Here is a 15,307-nt window from a genome sequence, read left to right on the forward strand (position 1 = left end):
CGAAAACGACCGAACCGCCCGCATATCTCTTCAGATATCTCGCAATGTCAAAAAGCAAAGGCAACAAAACAACCCAAACCGCGCCAAACCTTCGACGCCGCTCAAGCCATCAAATCACCAGAATTTCTTCCCAGATCCGCGCCGCTCAGCGCCGCGTCCCGTCCCGTTTCAGCGTCTCGCCGTCTCGGTGAGCGGGTATTTACGGATCACACCCCCGACCCGCAACCCCAAAACGACAGAAAAATAACATAAAAACGCAAGCGACTGAAAATAAACAAATAAAATGACAAAGCCCAACACGCCAAACCACCACAGCCAAGCCCAAGAACCCCCTACCCCCGACCCGATCCACGCCCCAACCCACCCAGAATCCCAAAAACCCCAGGAAAACGGAGAAAAAGTAGAAGAAGAATCGCAAACCGGCTTTCGGGACCATGCGCCGCAGATCGGCATGTCCCGCACGCCATCCCTGCCGCATCCAGCAGCCTGCTTCGTCCAACCCGCCTGCCGGCCAAAACTTTCGGAACCGAATTTGCCGCCGGGCTGTTATCTGTCAGTCGCGAACGTAGGTAGTGAGTAACTGGGGCCCCACGTACACCCTCTCGACCCAAATCCCCGTGTGCACGCGGGCGGGTCGGTCTTCTTCCTCAGCATCGACATAAAGAACTGCCGGGCCATGGCCCGATGCAGTCCTTATGCCGTGCAGCCATGCCCGCCGCGTTTCGCGCTTCACCCGCTTTCCTGTCTGGGCTAGGCCTGAGGGGCCAATATGCCTGCCGCGAAGGGGAAGCTGCGATGCAACAACCGGACAGTCTTTGGATCCATGACAGCCGCATCTACCAGGTCGGACAGGTCCCGGTCCGCGTGTTCGAGCCGCAGGCCAAGGTCAAAGGCACGCTGCTGCTTGTCCATGGCAGAAACGGCGCGCCCGATCAGGTGCAGATCGTCGAGATTGCCAATGCCTATCTGTCGCGCGGCTGGCGCGTTGCTGCCCCCGGCCTGCCGAATTCGGTCGCCGTGCCCGATTCCGGCCCGCCCGAGGCTGTCAGCTTTTCCGGACATGTCCGCGCCGCGACCCGGATCTGGGATTGGGTCGCAGCCACATGGCCCAATGCGCCGCGCGCGCTGGCGGGCCACAGCATCGGCGGCTTTGCCGTGGCGCATCTGGCGGCGGATACGCCCGACACGCATCATGTTCTGGCGGTATCCCCGCCCATGTCGGGTCTTGTTCTGATGCGCGCGCGCGGCACCATGGGCGCCGCCGCTATCGAAGAGGTCATGCGCGAAGCCCCCGGCTATTTTCTTGAGATGGCGACGGCGGATGCGGAACCGGCGCTGAACCGCATGAAGGCGCCGCTGGCCGTCGTCACCGGGGCCGAGGATGGGCTGGTGCCGCTGAAAAGCGCCCGCGCCTATTTCATGGCCGCGCCGAATGGCCGCTTTTTCGCAGCCCTGCCCGCCGAGCATCATTGCCCCGCGGGCCCGGCCTGCGCCGATATGCTGTCGGCGGCCCTTGCCGCGCTGGAGGCGTGACGATGCAGACCCCTGCCCCCGACTGGATCGCCGCGCAATCTGTGGCGTCCGCCCGTGCCATGCGCAATGCCTGTTCGGCCACGCATCTGCTGCGCCATCGCGAGGGTTTTGGCTGGGATGTGCGGCCCGCGCCGGGTTCGATCCTTGCCTCGCCCCGCATCGCAAGCTGGAACCCCGAGCCGGATTATTTCCACCACTGGATCCGCGATGCGGCCATCGTGCTGCGCGCCGTGCCCCGCGCCATGCAGGCCGATCCGCAGGCGCGGCAGTTCTGGTTGGGCTTTGTCGCGGATTTCGTCGCGTTTTCGCTGGCGACCTCGGACCCGCAGCGACAGGGGCCAAAGGTCAATCCGCTGAAAGCCTCGACCCGCGCCGATCATCAGAAATTCCTGCGCCCGGACAGCGAGCTTGCCGCGCTGACCGGCGCGGACTGGCTGGAAGAGCCGCGCTTTGCCGCAGATGGCAGCCCCGATCTGGAAAGATGGACCCGCCCGCAGGATGACGGCCCGGCCTTGCGCGCTTCGGCCATGATGGCGGTGCTGGCGGAATTGCCGGAACTGGCGACGGCCGATGCGCAGGCGCTGATCGCACGCGACCTTGCCCATGTGGCGCGGGTGGCCGGTCGCCCCTCGATCGGGCCATGGGAGGAAACGCCCCTGCGCCGCACGACATTCACGCTGCTGGTGCAATGGGACGCGCTGGACCGCGCCGGACATGCGGGCGCGGACCGTCTGGTCACGCTGATGCAGCAGGCCGAGGATCCGCAGACCGGCGGCTGGCGCGAAAGCATCGAGGCCCCGGCACAGCGGCTGGACAGCGCCACCTGTCTGGCGATCCTGCATGCGGGGCGCAGCGACGGGCCCTTTGCGCTGACCGCGCCGCGCAATCTGGCGACGATGGCCGCGCTGGAAGCGGTGTTCGCGGCGCTGTATCCGGTCGGGCGCGACCATGCCGTGCCCGCCATCGGACGCTGGGCCGAGGATGTCTATTTCGACGGCAACCCGTGGTATCCGACCACGCTGGGCTTTGCCGAAACCCATTACCGCATCGCCGCCCTGACCGGCGATCCTGCCATGTTTGAAAAGGCCGAGGCATGGATGCACATGGTCCAGACCCTGCATCCGACGCCCGGCCCCCTGCCCGAGCAATTCCACCGCGACAGCGGCGCGCCGACCTCATCTCTGGACCTCACATGGTCGCAGGCCGCGTTTCTTGAGGCGGCGGCGGCGCGCGATCTGGCGCTTCAGGCGACGGGCTTTGGCAGATAGGGCGCGCTGAAGCCCAAAGCCGTCAGGCCGCGCTGCACCTCGGGGCGGTGTGACACCAAGCGCCACAGAAGGCCCGAGCGGTGGTTTTCCAGCCCGATCACGATGGGCGCCTGATCGATGGCCAGACGGCTTTGCGCCACCCAGTCGCGCGACGGGCAAAAGGCATCGACAAATCCCGCATCGCCCCACAGCCGGTCGCCCAGATCGTCATGCAGATGGCGCAGGACAGGCATCGCCTCGGCAGGGGCAAAGGCAAAGGACCCCAGCGCCGCCGTGGGGGTGATCGTGCCGGTATCATCGGTCGGCGAATGCGCGACATAGCCCGATGGATCGTCGCTGGCGGTCAATCCCCAGCAGTTTTCGCCATATCCCTTCCAGCCCAGCGGATTGCGCAGGCAATGCAGGCGGTTCACCAGCGCATGCGCCCGCACATGCGCACCGTAATCGGCATAGGCGTCGCGCAAGCCGCGCGGGTCGATGCCCAGAAACGGGTATTGCGACATGAACAGCGGCCCGCCCCAGTCGGGGCCAAGCGGCAGCACCGTATCGCCATAGCTGCGCCCGTTCAGAAATGTCGGCGTCTGGGCCCAGCTGTCATGATAGGCGCTGGCCGGAAGGGGATGGGTCCGCGACCCCGCGCCCAGAACAAAGACCGGCATCGCCTCATTCCAGCCGCGGATCGGCAAAGCGTTGTCGGGCCACGGGCGGTCCGGGTGGCGGTGCCACATGACCGCGCCATCCTGCCGCAGATGCGCCGCCCAGTTCACCGCGTCGTAAAGCGCCTGAATGCGCGAGCGGATCCCCGGCTCGGCGAAATATTCCGCAGCCCCCAGCAGGCCCAGCATCAGAAACGCCGTCTCGACCAGATCGCCGCCATCGTCGCCCGCCATGAAGGGCAGGACGCGCCCGGTCGTGCCGTTCAGGAAATGCGGAAACACCCCATCGAAACTGTCGGCGCGTTCCAGAAAGCCGACCAGCCGCTCGACCCGGTCCAGAATGTCGCGCCGGGGACGCCAGCCGCGTTCGGCGGCGACGATCTGCGCCAGCAGACCAAAGCCCGTGCCGCCGGTGCAGACGGTTTCCTCGACATCATAGCCGAACGCGCCGCCGCTGCGTTCGCGGGCCATACCGCTGACCGGGTGGCTCCAATCGGTGAAATAGCTCGCGGTGGCCTGTGCCACGCGGTCGCGCAGCGCGGCATCGTCAAGTCCGGTCAGGACAGCCATGTCAGCTCCGTCATCTGGGTATCGCGGCTGTTCGGGCCGACATGCAACCCGATCAGGCCGGGATCGCGCACCCACGCCGCCGCCTCAAGGCTGGGGGCCATGGGATAGGCAAACTGATCGGCCTGAAGGACAAACACCACCTCGCGGTTTTCGCCGGGGGCCAGCGCCACCTGCTGAAAGTCGATCAGCTTGCGACCGGGCCGCGTGACGCGCGCCACGGGATCGCTGGCGTAAAGCTGCACGGTTTCCAGCGCCGGATGCGCGCCCGAGTTCTTCAGCACCACGCGCAGTTCCACCCCCTGCCCGGCCGTGGCCGCGCCCTGCGACAGGCTGGGGATGCCGTATTCCACCGCGCCATAGCCCAGACCGAAGCCAAAGGGAAAACGCGGCGCGTCGTCGGGCATGTCCAGCCAGCCGGTCAGAAACTTTCCGAACTGCCCCGGCCAAGGCCGGCCCGTCGGCTCGCAGGCATAGGTCAGGGGCACCTCGGCCGGATGCGCAGGCAGCGACATGGCCAGACGCCCGCCGGGCTGCGCCGCGCCAAAGATCAGATCGGCCACGCCCTCCGGCCCGGCGATGCCGCCATGCCACGCATAAAGCAGCGCATCCGCCTGAGCGATCACATCGCCAAGCGCCAAAGGCCGCCCGGCAAAGACCACCACGACCAGCGGCTTGCCGGTTTCGGCCAGCGCGGCGATCAGGCGGCGCTGCGGCGCGGGCAGATCGGGCGACAATCGGGACGAGGATTCGCCCGCATGTTCCTTGGCCTCGCCCACCGCCGCGACGATGACATCGGCGGCATGGGCGGCGGCCAACGCCTCGGCCAGAACCTCGGCCTCGGGCCGGGGATCGGCGGTGACGGTGACGCCATGGACGTTCAGGCGGGTTTCCATCCACGGCTCATCGACGATATTGGCGCCCCATGCCACGGCGGGCCGCGTGCCGGTCAGATCGGCCATCGCCTGATCCAGAGGCACGACATCCTCGGCCCGGCCCGACACCGCCCATGTGCCCAGCATATTGACGCGATCCGCCCCCAGCGGGCCGATCAACGCCACCTTGCGGTCCATGGCCAGGGGCAGCACGCCGTCATTTTTCAGCAGCACCGCCGATTGCGCCGCAGCCTTGCGCGCCAGCCTGCGCCCGTCATGGCGGGGGGGCGCATCGCCGCCCATGCCGCGAAAGGGATCGTCCAAAAGCCCCAGCCGCGCCTTGAATATCAGCACATTGCGGCAGGCATCCTCGATCAGCCCGGTGATCTGCGGGGCGGTCAGTGAGAACCCGGCCTCGGGCGCGTCCAGCCCGTCGCGGGCAAGCCGGGGCAGTTGGGTCAGATAATCCTCGCCCACCATATCCATGTCGACACCCGCATGCAGCGCGCGCGCCACAATCAGCGCAGGACTGCCCAGACCATGCGGGCCCAGTTCCTTGACGCCGGTATAATCCGACACGACCAGCCCGTCGAAGCCCTGCCCGCCGCGCAGCCAGCCCTGGATCAGCGGCGCATTGGCGTGCATCGGCAGCTTGTTCACCGCGTTGAAGGACACCATGATGCTGGCCGCCCCGGCCTGCAGCCCGGCGACGAAAGGCGGCAGATAGATCTCCAGCAGATCCTCAAGGGACAGCGACACATTGTCGTAATCCCGCCCGCTTTGCGGCGCGCCGTAAGCCACGAAATGCTTCAGACAGGCGGCGACGCTGCCGGATGCGCCCAGCCCCGCGCCCTGAAAGCCGCGCGTTGCCGCGTCAGCAATGCGCGAGGCCAGCAGCGGATCTTCGCCCGGACCTTCTGCCACACGCCCCCAGCGGGGATCGCGGCTGACATCCAGCATCGGCGCATAGACCTGATGCAGACCATCGGCCGCGGCCTCGGCTGCGGCAAAGGCGGCGGTGTCATGGATCAGATCCATGTCCCAGCTGCAGGCCAGCGCGATATTCAGCGGAAAGACCGTGCGATGGCCGTGGATCACGTCCTCGGCAAAGAACAGCGGAATGCCAAGGCGCGATCCGGCCAGCGCGCGTTCCTGCATGGCGCGCGCCGTCGCCAGCGATTTCGTCCCGAAGATCGCCCCGATCTGCCCGCTATCCAGCCGCTCGGACAATCTTGTCGGCGCCTGTGCGCCCGTCACCAGCCCCTCGCCTGCGGGCAGCAGGTTCAGCTGGCCGATCTTTTCCTCAAGCGTCATCGCGGCCATCAGCCGCGCGACGGCATCATGCTTCGTCATCCGCCTCTCCGGGTTCTTGCGGCTTATTCGGCCGCGTGGCGGGCGGCGTTATAGTCGCAGGTCAGGACAGGGCGAAGTTGCCCGACCCCGTCGCGGATTTCCAGCACCGAGGAATAGAAAGGTTCGCCATCGGGATCATGCGGCGCGGTTTCGCCATGCAGCACCGCAAGGATCGCCGTGTTGGGCAGGCACTTGCGCAAGATCAGGTGGAAATCGACGATGGCATCGACATCCAGCGCCGCCGTCGCCTCATCCAGCAGCAGGATCTGTGGCTTGGCCAGCAAGACGCGGGCCAGAACCATGCGCTGTTTCTGGCCGCCCGACAGGACGTTGCGCCAGTTCTTGCCCTGATACAGATCATCCTCAAGGCAATGCACAAAGCCGCCAAGCCCCACCCGCGACAGGGCCGCCGCAACCGAGATGTCGCTGTGCTGTTCGGGATGGTCGGGATAAGTCACCAGCGCCTTCAGCGTCAGGCGGTCCGGCACGTCGGGTTCCTGCCCGGCAAAGAACAGCCGCGCGCCGTCCTGCATGACCACCCGCCCCTCGCCATAGGACCACAGCCCGGCGACGGCTTTCAGCAGGCTGCTTTTGCCGCATCCGTTCGTGCCGTTCAGATACACCCGGTCGCCGGGATACAGCCGCAGATCGGGGATGGTCAGAAAGGCCGGCGCATCATGGCCGCGATGGTGCAGCGACAGCTGGTCCAGCGCCAGCAGCGGCCCCTTGTCGCGGCGCTGACGCTGGAAACGGCTGACGCCGGTTTCGGCATAGAACCTGTCCCGCTCGCGCACACGCTCGATGGCGGCGGCCAGCTCGTTCAGCCGTGCGGCATTGGCCTTCAGCGCGGCGATTTCCGGCATCACGTTGATGAACCACGACACGTCATTGATCAGCTCGGCCGTCAGCTCGCTGCCCGCGACGAAATTGCGAAAGCTGAGGTTGCCCGCCATGTAAGACGGCAGCCCCGGCAAATAGGCCAGCAGGCGCGAGGACAGGAAGCTGTAAATCGTGGTGAACAGCAGCACGCCCGCGCCCAGCCAGTTCTGCTTGCCCCATGTGCGGTCCAGATCGGCATAAAGCGCGCCGTTGATCCGGCTTTGCGCGCGTTCGCCCCGCGCCGAGGCCAGCTGGCTGACGCGGTTCAGCATCGTGCCCCATTCGCCCCGCCATGCGCCGTCATTGCGCTGGCGCCGGATGGTCAGCCGCTCGATCACGCGGCCCAGCCGCCATGCGAAATAGGTGATGGTGGGGACATAGACCGCGATCAGCATCAGGCTGAGCAGCGCCGAGCCCCATTGCCCCGGCACCAGATCGATCCGCGCAGCAAGGCCCGCGCCGAACCATTGCTCGATCGCGCCATTGGCCTGCGCGCCCCAGCGGTCCAGAAACGGCACCGGCTGGCTGCGCTGGATCAGCGCCGCACTGACGAAATAGGTCGAGGCGACCGCCCCCCAGATCCCCATCGTCAGCCCGATCACGCCGCCATAAAGATTGGCCGAACACACATCGACGCGCTGGTCGATCGCATCGGGCATCCGCGGGCCGTCCCCGGCCGAGGATCGGTCGCTCATCAGGTCCAGCGCGATGCGTTCATCCGCCAGAACCGCGTCGTTGAACTGGCCGACCATCCAGCCCCGCGCCCGGCGGTGCAGCGTCGACGAGAAATAATGCCGCAGCGCCACGCCCGACGCGCGGCCAAGGAAAATCGCAAGATAGGCCGCGGCAGCCAGCAGGATCGTCTGCGCGGGTGAGGCCATATCCTCGGCGATGTGGAAATTCGCCATGGCGGACAGGAAATCCGCGCTGGCCAAGGCCACCCAGACGCTGGCCTTGCTGAGCAGCGTGGTCGTCGCCAGAACGATCACGGTCAGCAACCATGCCTCGCGCCAGCGTTCCGATGACCAGTACGCAAACAGCAGACCCCAGAACCCACTCAGTTTTTTCACATGCACTGTCCCATGAGTGCAAAGACACGGCCACGCATTCCCACCGCGACAGAACGTCACTTGCGGGCCGAGTTTCGGCACATTGTTCGATTTCAAGGGCCCCGCCGCGCGATCTTCACGCATCAAGCCCCCTCGTAAGACCAGCATAACAAGCCAAACTGTCGGCGGTAAACCGCCGACCTGCATCCGGGGGCTGTATTAAACGTCAGGTATCGCCCGGGCCGCCATGTGCCGATGCCCCGCATGACCAGATCATCGGCATATGCGGAGGCGCGCCACGCGGCGCCTGCGGATCATGGCAGCATCGCCATTGCAGAGGCTGGTCGCCATGCGCGGGCCTAACCGACTAAAGACAAGCAAGAAAATTTCGTGCCGGAAAGATCTGCAGACAAGCCACGGACTTGTGGCCAATCCCTCATGCACAGAAAATCACCACGCCGTCCGGCCCGGCCCCCACAGATCCGCCCCACGAACCTGTTGCCGATCTGCCCCAGTTCACGCGGGAATACACCATATTTGGTTTTGTGATTGGGCAAACCGGTTGTTTTCGCCGCCAGCGATGCGGGCTGCATTGCCAAAGCAAGATTTCCCGGACGCGCATCCTGCCGTTTGGTTCCCTGAGATTTGTGATTTTGCAGCGGTAAGATGCGCCGTGGTCCGGGTGCCCGAGCGCAAGTTTCCCTATGTCTTCCCCCGGCGCATTTCGCCCGGCTCAATCTCTGGCAAAGGCCTCGCTGGTGGCCCGGCTAAGCTCCTGCCCCCCGGCCTCGGAGCAGACCTGCCCATCCAACGCAATGGTCCGGCCGCGCAGGATGGTCCTGACCGGCCAGCCGGTGATCTGCATCCCCTCATAGGGGGTGTAATCACAGCCGTGATGCAGATCGATCTGGCGGATTGGCCGGCTCAGTGCCGGATCCCACAGCGTCAGATCGGCATCCGCACCCACCGCGATGCTGCCTTTCCGGGGATACAACCCATACAGCCGCGCCGGATTGGTCGATGTCAGCGCCACGAAACGTTGCAGGCTGATGCGCCCCTTGCTGACGCCTTCCGAGAACAGGATCGGCAGCCGGGTCTCGACGCCGGGAATGCCGTTCGGCACCCATTTGAAGGATGTGCGGGCGCGCGGCGTGTCCTTGCCGGTCGCATCAATGCGAAAGGGGCAGTGATCGGACGAAAAGATGTCGAAAGTGCCGTCGCGCAGCCCCTGCCAGATCGCCGCCTGACTGTCGGCATCGCGCGGCGGAGGAGAGCAGACATATTTCGCGCCGTCGAAATCCATGTTCAAACCGCGCAGATCTTCTGCGGTCAGGGTGATGTATTGCGGGCAGGTCTCGGCAAAGACCTTCAGGCCACGCCCGCGCGCCCATTGGATCTGCTCCATCGGGTCGCGCCCCGAGACGTGAACGATCACGATCGGCATGTCGATCAGCTGGGCGTGGCTGATGGCGCGGTGCGTGGCCTCACGCTCGGCGATCTGGGCATGGGCCTGCGCATGGTAATAGGGGGCGGTGCGGCCTTCGGATTCCAGACGGCGGGTCAGGTGGCGGATGGCGTCATGTCCTTCGGCATGGACCATGACCAAGGCCCGCTCGCGCCGCGCCACCTCGAACACGTCAAGAAGCTGGGCATCGTTCAGGACAAGATCGTCATAGGTCATGAACACCTTGAACGAGGTGAACCCATCCTGCACCAGCGCGGGCAATTCCTGACCCAGCACCTGAGGCGTCGGATCGCTGACGATCAGGTGAAAGGCCACGTCGGTATGGCAATTGCCTTGCGCCTTGCGGCGGTAATCCTCGACGCAGGCGCGCAGCGACTGACCCTTGATCTGCAACGCAAAGGGCAGCACCGTCGTATTGCCCCCTGCCGCAGCCGAGCGCGTGCCGCTTGCGAAATCATCCGCCATCGTCGTGCCGTCCGAGGTCGGCTGGTCCAGATGCACATGCGCGTCGATCCCACCCGGCAGGACCAGAAGGCCGGTGGCGTCGATGCGCTCGGACGCGGCAAGCCCGGTTCCGATCTGGGCGATGCGACCGTTCTTGATGCCGATATCGGCGGCATAGCTGTCGGCTGCGGTGACGACGGTGCCGCCGGTGATGACAAGATCCAGACCGCCCATGCTCATGCCGCCTCGCGTGCCACGATCTGCGCCAACGCGTCGGTCAGGCGGTCGACCTGCTCCAGCGTGTTGTAATGCACCATCGAGACACGCAGCACACCGCCCTCCCCCTCGTCGCCCAGATGCTCGACCAGCCGGCGCGAGTGGAAATCGCCAAAGCGCATGGCGATGTGGTGATCGTCCATGGCGCGCGCGATGCGTCCCGAATTCAGCCCGTCGAACTTGAACGAAATGGTGGGCACGCGGCTGCTGTCCTGATTCACCTTAGGGCCGATGATCCGGCAATCATTGCGCGCGGCCAGCCATGCCAGCAGGCGGTTGGTCAGCGCGTCCTCTTGTGCGGTGATCAGGTTGAAGGCGGCAGCCAGCAACGCACGGTTATCCCCCGTGGCGCCGTGGTGGTGGGCCAGCCCGGTCAGATAGGCCAGAATGCCGTCGGTGGCATAGGCAGCCTCATAGCTTGGATTGCCCGGCTCCAGCTTGGCAGTGATTTTGTCGCGGCCATAGAAATAGTGATAAAGCCCGTCCAGATCCGCCAGAAGATCGTATTTGCCATACATCAGCGCGCCATGCGGCCCATAGGCCTTGTAGAGGCTGAAGACATAGTAATCCACGTCCCAGGCCTGCACGTCGATCAGCCTGTGCGGCGCATAAGCCACCGCATCAACGCAGATCAGCGCGCCACGATCATGGATGAAGCTGGCAAATTCGGCGATCGGATGCACCTTGCCAAGAATGTTCGAGACATGAGTGACGCAGACCAGACGCGTGCGATCGGTCATCAGCGGGGCCAGATCATCCAGTTGCAGATCCATTGTCGCATCGTTCAACGGCCAGACCTTGATGGTGACGCCGAATTCCTCAAGCCGACGCCATGGGCCGATATTGCTTTCGTGATCGGCCATGGTGACGATCACCTCGTCTCCGGGTGCGAACTGATGACGCATCGCCTGCATCAGATTGCCCATCAGCACCGTGGTCGATGCGCCGAAGACGATCTCTTCGGGCCGGGCGGCATTCACCAGCGTTGCCGCCGCCTGCCGCCCCGCCATCAGGGCCGCCGCCGCCGCCTGCGACACGGCATAGCTGCCGCCGATCTGGACGTTGCGATGCGTCAGAAACTCGACCATTCGGTCCAGCGCGGGTTGGGCGATCTGCGCGCCGCCGGCATTGTCGAGAAACACCCAATCCGAGGCGAGGCCCGGAAACTGCGCCTGTACCCAAGCCATGTCCAGTTCTGTCATCTGTCCGTCTTTCTTCAATGGTTCAGCACGGCGCCAAGAAAATCGCGCGTGCGGGGTTCCTGCGGGGCCGACAGCACCTGCGCGGGCGGTCCCTGTTCGACGATCTGTCCGGCATCCATGAAGATCACCCGGTCGGCGACCTGCGCGGCAAAGCCCATCTCATGCGTGACGACGATCATGGTGACGCCGGTGCGTGCCAGATCGCGCATCACGTCCAGCACCTCGCCCACCATCTCGGGGTCCAGAGCACTGGTCGGTTCGTCGAACAGCATGACCTGCGGCTCCATCGCCAGCGCGCGGGCAATGGCAACGCGCTGTTGCTGGCCGCCCGACAGATGTTCGGGATATTTGTCGGCCTGACTGGAAATGCCGACGCGGGCCAGCAGCCGGTCGGCCTGCGCAGCGGCATCCACGCGCGCCGTGCCCCGCACGCGGCGCGGGGCCAGCATGACGTTTTCGCGCACGGTCAGATGCGGGAACAGGTTGAAGGACTGAAAGACCATCCCGACCTCGGCCCGCACCTTGGCAAGCGCCCGCCCCGAGGTGACGGGCGTGCCGTCCACGCGGATCTCGCTGCCCTCGGAAAAGCCCTCCAGCCGGTTGATGCAGCGGATCAGCGTCGACTTGCCCGAGCCGGAGGGGCCGATGATGCACACCACCTCGCCCTTGGCCACGTCAAGGTCGATGCCCCGCAGCGCCTCGAAGCTGCCATAGGATTTCCGCAGGTTGCGGATGCTGACGAACCCGGTCATCTCAACGCCTCCTTGCCGCAAAACGGCGTTCCATGCGCGAAACCAGCGCGACCAGCGGCCACAGGAAGGCGACATAGATCGCCGCGGCCACGATCAGCGGCGTCGGATTGGCCGCCAGCGCCTGCGCCTGCGTCGCCTGCTTCAGCAGATCCGGCATGGCCACGACCGACGCCAAGGCGGTATCCTTGACCACGTTGATCGAATTGTTGGTCAAAGGCGGGATGACGATCCGCACCGCTTGCGGCAGAATCACATCCGCCATGGTCTGCCACCCGCTCAGACCCAGCGCGGCGGATGCCTCGAACTGACCCCTTGGAATGGCCTCGATCCCGGCACGGAAGATCTCCGCAGTATAGGCGCCAGATACCAGCGTCAGCGCCGTCATGGCCGAGGCGAAAGGCGACAGCCGGACCGCCACGAATGGCAGGGCGTAATAGACGATGATCAGCAGCACCAGCAGCGGGATCGACCGGAAGATGTCGATATAGACCCGCGTCAGGAACCGGACCGGCCCCGGCCCGTAGAGCCGCGCCATCGCAAGGCCAAGACCCAGCACCAGACCGGCGATGATGCTGGCCGCCCCCAGTTGCAGCGTGATCCAAAGGCCCCGCAGCAGCAAAGGGAAGGTGCGCCGCATCACCTCGGCGTTCAGGAATGTGTCGAAGATATCCATGAGCGTTCCTTCGGGCCCGGAGATGAGCCGGACCCGTGCTTGCGGTCAGTTCAGCGACGGCATCGGCAGGACGGTGACCGTCGACGAGCCTGCATCGGGCGCGACGCCAAACCATTTCTCGTGCAACTGGGCCAGAACGCCCTCGGTCTTCAGATCGTCCAGAACCGCGTTCACCTTCGTCGCCAGTTCGGCATCCTTGGCAAACATCATCGAATATTTCTCGCCGGTGGGGATGCGTTCGACCACGGCAAGGTTCGGCTTGTCCTTGACGTAATACTGCAGCGCCGGGATGTCCGAGATATAGCCGTCGATCCGTCCCGCCGTCAGATCCAGCATGGCGGGTGCCAGCCCTTCATAGCGCCGGATCTCGGCGAAGCCATATTCCTGCTGCTTCTCGCTGGCCCACATGTCGCCGGTCGAACCGGTATCGACGCCGACCACCTTGCCCTTCATCTCATCCAGCGATTTCGGGCCACCCTCGGCCAGTGTCGTCAGCGACTGGTCGCTGTCATAATAGGGCTGAGCGAATGTGACGGATTTCAGCCGCTCATCGGTGATGGTGATCGAGGACGTGGCAATGTCGATCCGTCCTGACTGCACCGCCGAAAACAGGCCGTTGAAGGGGATGTTCACCGTATCGACCTTGGCGCCCAAGCGCTCGGCCACCGCGGCCACAAGGTCGATCTCGAAACCGACGAAGGTTCCGGCGTCGTCCTGAAACTCCCATGGCACGTTGCCGATATTCGCACCGACCGTCAGGGTCTCTTGTGCGACAGCCGTGCCCGCCATGCCCGCCAGCAGAAGCGTGGCCGCCGTCGCCATTCTCAGTCTTTGTCCAAGCATCGCAATTCTCCCTGTCATTCTTTTCTTTTGGATTGACCGGACAAACCGGTCATACCAGTATGAGCACGACAAACCGCCTCTTGCAACAAGATTGACAGACCGGCGCGATGCCGGAAGAAGAGTGCCAGCAGGAAAGGCAAATCTGGTGATATGGGACAAGGGGCCGGTGGCGCAGGGCGTGGCAAGCCGGTTGCAGGAGATGATCCGCTCGGGTGAGTTAAAAGCGGGGGACAAGTTGCCCTCGCAGCGCATCCTGTCCGAGCAGTTGCATGTGTCACGACCCACACTGCGCGAGGCGCTGCTGACGCTTGAAACACTGGGCCTGATCCAGACACTGCCGGCGCGGGGCACATTCGTGCTTGATCCGGCAAAGCACCCGGCACGGACAAGCTGGCGTTATGATGACGCCCATGACCTGCAAGAGGTCTTTCAGACCCGCGTGCTGATCGAAGCAGAGCTATGCGCCCTTGCCGCAGCAGCGATCACGCCGCAGGCCGCATCGGATCTGGCCGCCGCCGCGCTGAGGTTCGAACAGGCATGGCAGGACGGCGATCTGGTCGCGCATGTCGAGGCCGACCTGAGCTTGCATCGCGGAATTGCCGATCTTTGCCCGAACCGCATGCTGGCCGGGATCTATACCAACATGCAGCACCTGCTGAGCGAGACCCAGCGCCAACCGATCCCGAATACCGATCCCGAACGCATGCGCCATTCCATCGCCGAGCATCAGGCCATCCTGAAAGCGCTTGAGGCCCGCAACCCCGACGCCGCCCGCGCCGCAATGCGTGCTCACATCCAGAACACCGCACGCTGCGCGGGCGTTCGGTTGAGATGAAAGAAGCGCGGGCGCCGTGCTGTGGCGTGTTTCGGGCAAGACGTCTTCAGGGGCTGATGCAGGTGCTGCTCTAAGGCGGATGGCGCAGGAGCGGATCAACCCTGATCTGTTGAAAATATCGAAAATGAAATGGCGAAGGAAGTGCTCTTCCAACCTCACCGTCTCCTGTGAGAGGCGCAGGAGCTTCGCCAAGATCACCAGTCTAAGAGTGTTCTGACAGAGATTGCGTGAGCTGACATGGCGTTAGCTTCAGGCTCGCTGCTGCGCCGAACGTCCAAATGACCCTGCAGCGGCGGGCTCGGAACGATCATACGCGAGGCCGCGATAACGGCAGCTTTGAGAAAACCGCGCATGGCGCTGTCTCAGGACGTGGCCACCACGGAACATCGCACCCGTTATGAAGACGCGCTGTCGGTGCTGACCAAGATCGCTGATGGCCGCGTTTCGCTGTCCCTGCCACCCGGGCCGGATGCCGGGGAAGAACCCGCCGTGATCGGCCCGCAGCCCATCGTGCAGCGCCGGGGCGAAGGCGTAACCGCCGCCGGTGACGCGCTGACCGCGCCCGTGCTGACCGCAGCCCGGCTCAGCGACTGGAGCTGGTCATGGCGCGGCCGCACCGTTTACCGCGCCGCTGAAT

The 15,307-nt window shown here is 64.9% G+C and carries 12 protein-coding genes and 1 pseudogene; 5 read left to right on the forward strand and 8 right to left on the reverse strand.

Annotated features, from left to right (window positions below):
* From GL284_RS21700 to GL284_RS20180, 3 genes are all read left to right on the forward strand, one after another.
* Positions 1–247 (forward strand): hypothetical protein (locus GL284_RS21700; RefSeq protein ID WP_230383213.1); only part of this gene is annotated, 247 nt, incomplete at its 5' end.
* A gap of 548 nt (positions 248–795) precedes the next feature.
* Complete coding sequence (locus GL284_RS20175) at positions 796–1,533, forward strand: alpha/beta hydrolase (RefSeq protein ID WP_196216822.1); 738 nt, start codon at positions 796–798, stop codon at positions 1,531–1,533.
* Between the two features lie 2 nt (positions 1,534–1,535).
* The gene (locus tag GL284_RS20180; RefSeq protein ID WP_155046230.1) at positions 1,536–2,801 is read left to right on the forward strand and encodes a glycoside hydrolase family 15 protein; all 1,266 of its coding nucleotides are present in this window, start codon (positions 1,536–1,538) and stop codon (positions 2,799–2,801) included.
* Here the strand turns inward: GL284_RS20180 and GL284_RS20185 are convergent.
* From GL284_RS20185 to GL284_RS20220, 8 genes are all read right to left on the reverse strand, one after another.
* Positions 2,777–4,027, reverse strand: a complete 1,251-nt coding sequence (locus GL284_RS20185) for a glucoamylase family protein (protein WP_155046231.1) — start codon at positions 4,025–4,027, stop codon at positions 2,777–2,779. The genes GL284_RS20180 and GL284_RS20185 overlap by 25 nt on opposite strands.
* The gene (locus tag GL284_RS20190) at positions 4,015–6,252 is read right to left on the reverse strand and encodes a glycoside hydrolase family 3 N-terminal domain-containing protein (protein ID WP_155046232.1); all 2,238 of its coding nucleotides are present in this window, start codon (positions 6,250–6,252) and stop codon (positions 4,015–4,017) included. Before GL284_RS20190 ends, GL284_RS20185 begins: the two co-directional genes overlap by 13 nt.
* 23 nt (positions 6,253–6,275) lie before the next feature.
* Positions 6,276–8,201, reverse strand: coding sequence for an ATP-binding cassette domain-containing protein (locus tag GL284_RS20195; protein ID WP_196216823.1), 1,926 nt, complete (start codon positions 8,199–8,201; stop codon positions 6,276–6,278).
* 712 nt (positions 8,202–8,913) lie between these two features.
* Complete coding sequence (hydA, locus tag GL284_RS20200; RefSeq protein ID WP_155046234.1) at positions 8,914–10,323, reverse strand: dihydropyrimidinase; 1,410 nt, start codon at positions 10,321–10,323, stop codon at positions 8,914–8,916.
* Between the two features lie 2 nt (positions 10,324–10,325).
* A complete protein-coding gene (locus tag GL284_RS20205; protein WP_230383214.1) occupies positions 10,326–11,567 on the reverse strand; it encodes a cysteine desulfurase-like protein in 1,242 nt (413 codons plus the stop codon).
* 14 nt (positions 11,568–11,581) lie between these two features.
* The gene (locus tag GL284_RS20210; RefSeq protein ID WP_155046235.1) at positions 11,582–12,319 is read right to left on the reverse strand and encodes an amino acid ABC transporter ATP-binding protein; all 738 of its coding nucleotides are present in this window, start codon (positions 12,317–12,319) and stop codon (positions 11,582–11,584) included.
* A 1-nt stretch (position 12,320) separates the two neighbouring features.
* Positions 12,321–12,992, reverse strand: a complete 672-nt coding sequence (locus GL284_RS20215) for an amino acid ABC transporter permease (RefSeq protein ID WP_155046236.1) — start codon at positions 12,990–12,992, stop codon at positions 12,321–12,323.
* Positions 12,993–13,037: 45 nt separating this feature from the next.
* Positions 13,038–13,835 (reverse strand): ABC transporter substrate-binding protein, encoded by a 798-nt coding sequence (locus GL284_RS20220; protein ID WP_230383215.1) that lies wholly within the window; start codon positions 13,833–13,835, stop codon positions 13,038–13,040.
* 145 nt (positions 13,836–13,980) lie between these two features.
* On the opposite strand from GL284_RS20220, the gene GL284_RS20225 reads away from it, so the two are divergent.
* Together GL284_RS20225 and GL284_RS21705 are read left to right on the forward strand one after the other, a co-directional pair.
* Positions 13,981–14,670: a FadR/GntR family transcriptional regulator gene (locus GL284_RS20225; RefSeq protein ID WP_341870520.1), complete on the forward strand. Its 690-nt coding sequence runs from the start codon at positions 13,981–13,983 to the stop codon at positions 14,668–14,670.
* A gap of 351 nt (positions 14,671–15,021) precedes the next feature.
* Positions 15,022–15,307: pseudogene (locus GL284_RS21705) on the forward strand (hypothetical protein); the annotation flags it as partial.

Origin of the sequence: Paracoccus shanxieyensis (assembly GCF_009711265.1) — a bacterium.
Taxonomy (GTDB): Bacteria; Pseudomonadota; Alphaproteobacteria; order Rhodobacterales; family Rhodobacteraceae; genus Paracoccus; species Paracoccus shanxieyensis.

Coding starts and splice junctions, on each gene's coding strand:
- GL284_RS20175 (WP_196216822.1), top strand. CDS start 796: ATGCAACAACCGGACAGTCTTTGGATCCATGACAGCCGCATCTACCAG.
- GL284_RS20180 (WP_155046230.1), top strand. CDS start 1,536: ATGCAGACCCCTGCCCCCGACTGGATCGCCGCGCAATCTGTGGCGTCC.
- GL284_RS20185 (WP_155046231.1), bottom strand. CDS start 4,027: ATGGCTGTCCTGACCGGACTTGACGATGCCGCGCTGCGCGACCGCGTG.
- GL284_RS20190 (WP_155046232.1), bottom strand. CDS start 6,252: ATGACGAAGCATGATGCCGTCGCGCGGCTGATGGCCGCGATGACGCTT.
- hydA (WP_155046234.1), bottom strand. CDS start 10,323: ATGGGCGGTCTGGATCTTGTCATCACCGGCGGCACCGTCGTCACCGCA.
- GL284_RS20205 (WP_230383214.1), bottom strand. CDS start 11,567: ATGACAGAACTGGACATGGCTTGGGTACAGGCGCAGTTTCCGGGCCTC.
- GL284_RS20210 (WP_155046235.1), bottom strand. CDS start 12,319: ATGACCGGGTTCGTCAGCATCCGCAACCTGCGGAAATCCTATGGCAGC.
- GL284_RS20215 (WP_155046236.1), bottom strand. CDS start 12,992: ATGGATATCTTCGACACATTCCTGAACGCCGAGGTGATGCGGCGCACC.
- GL284_RS20220 (WP_230383215.1), bottom strand. CDS start 13,835: ATGCTTGGACAAAGACTGAGAATGGCGACGGCGGCCACGCTTCTGCTG.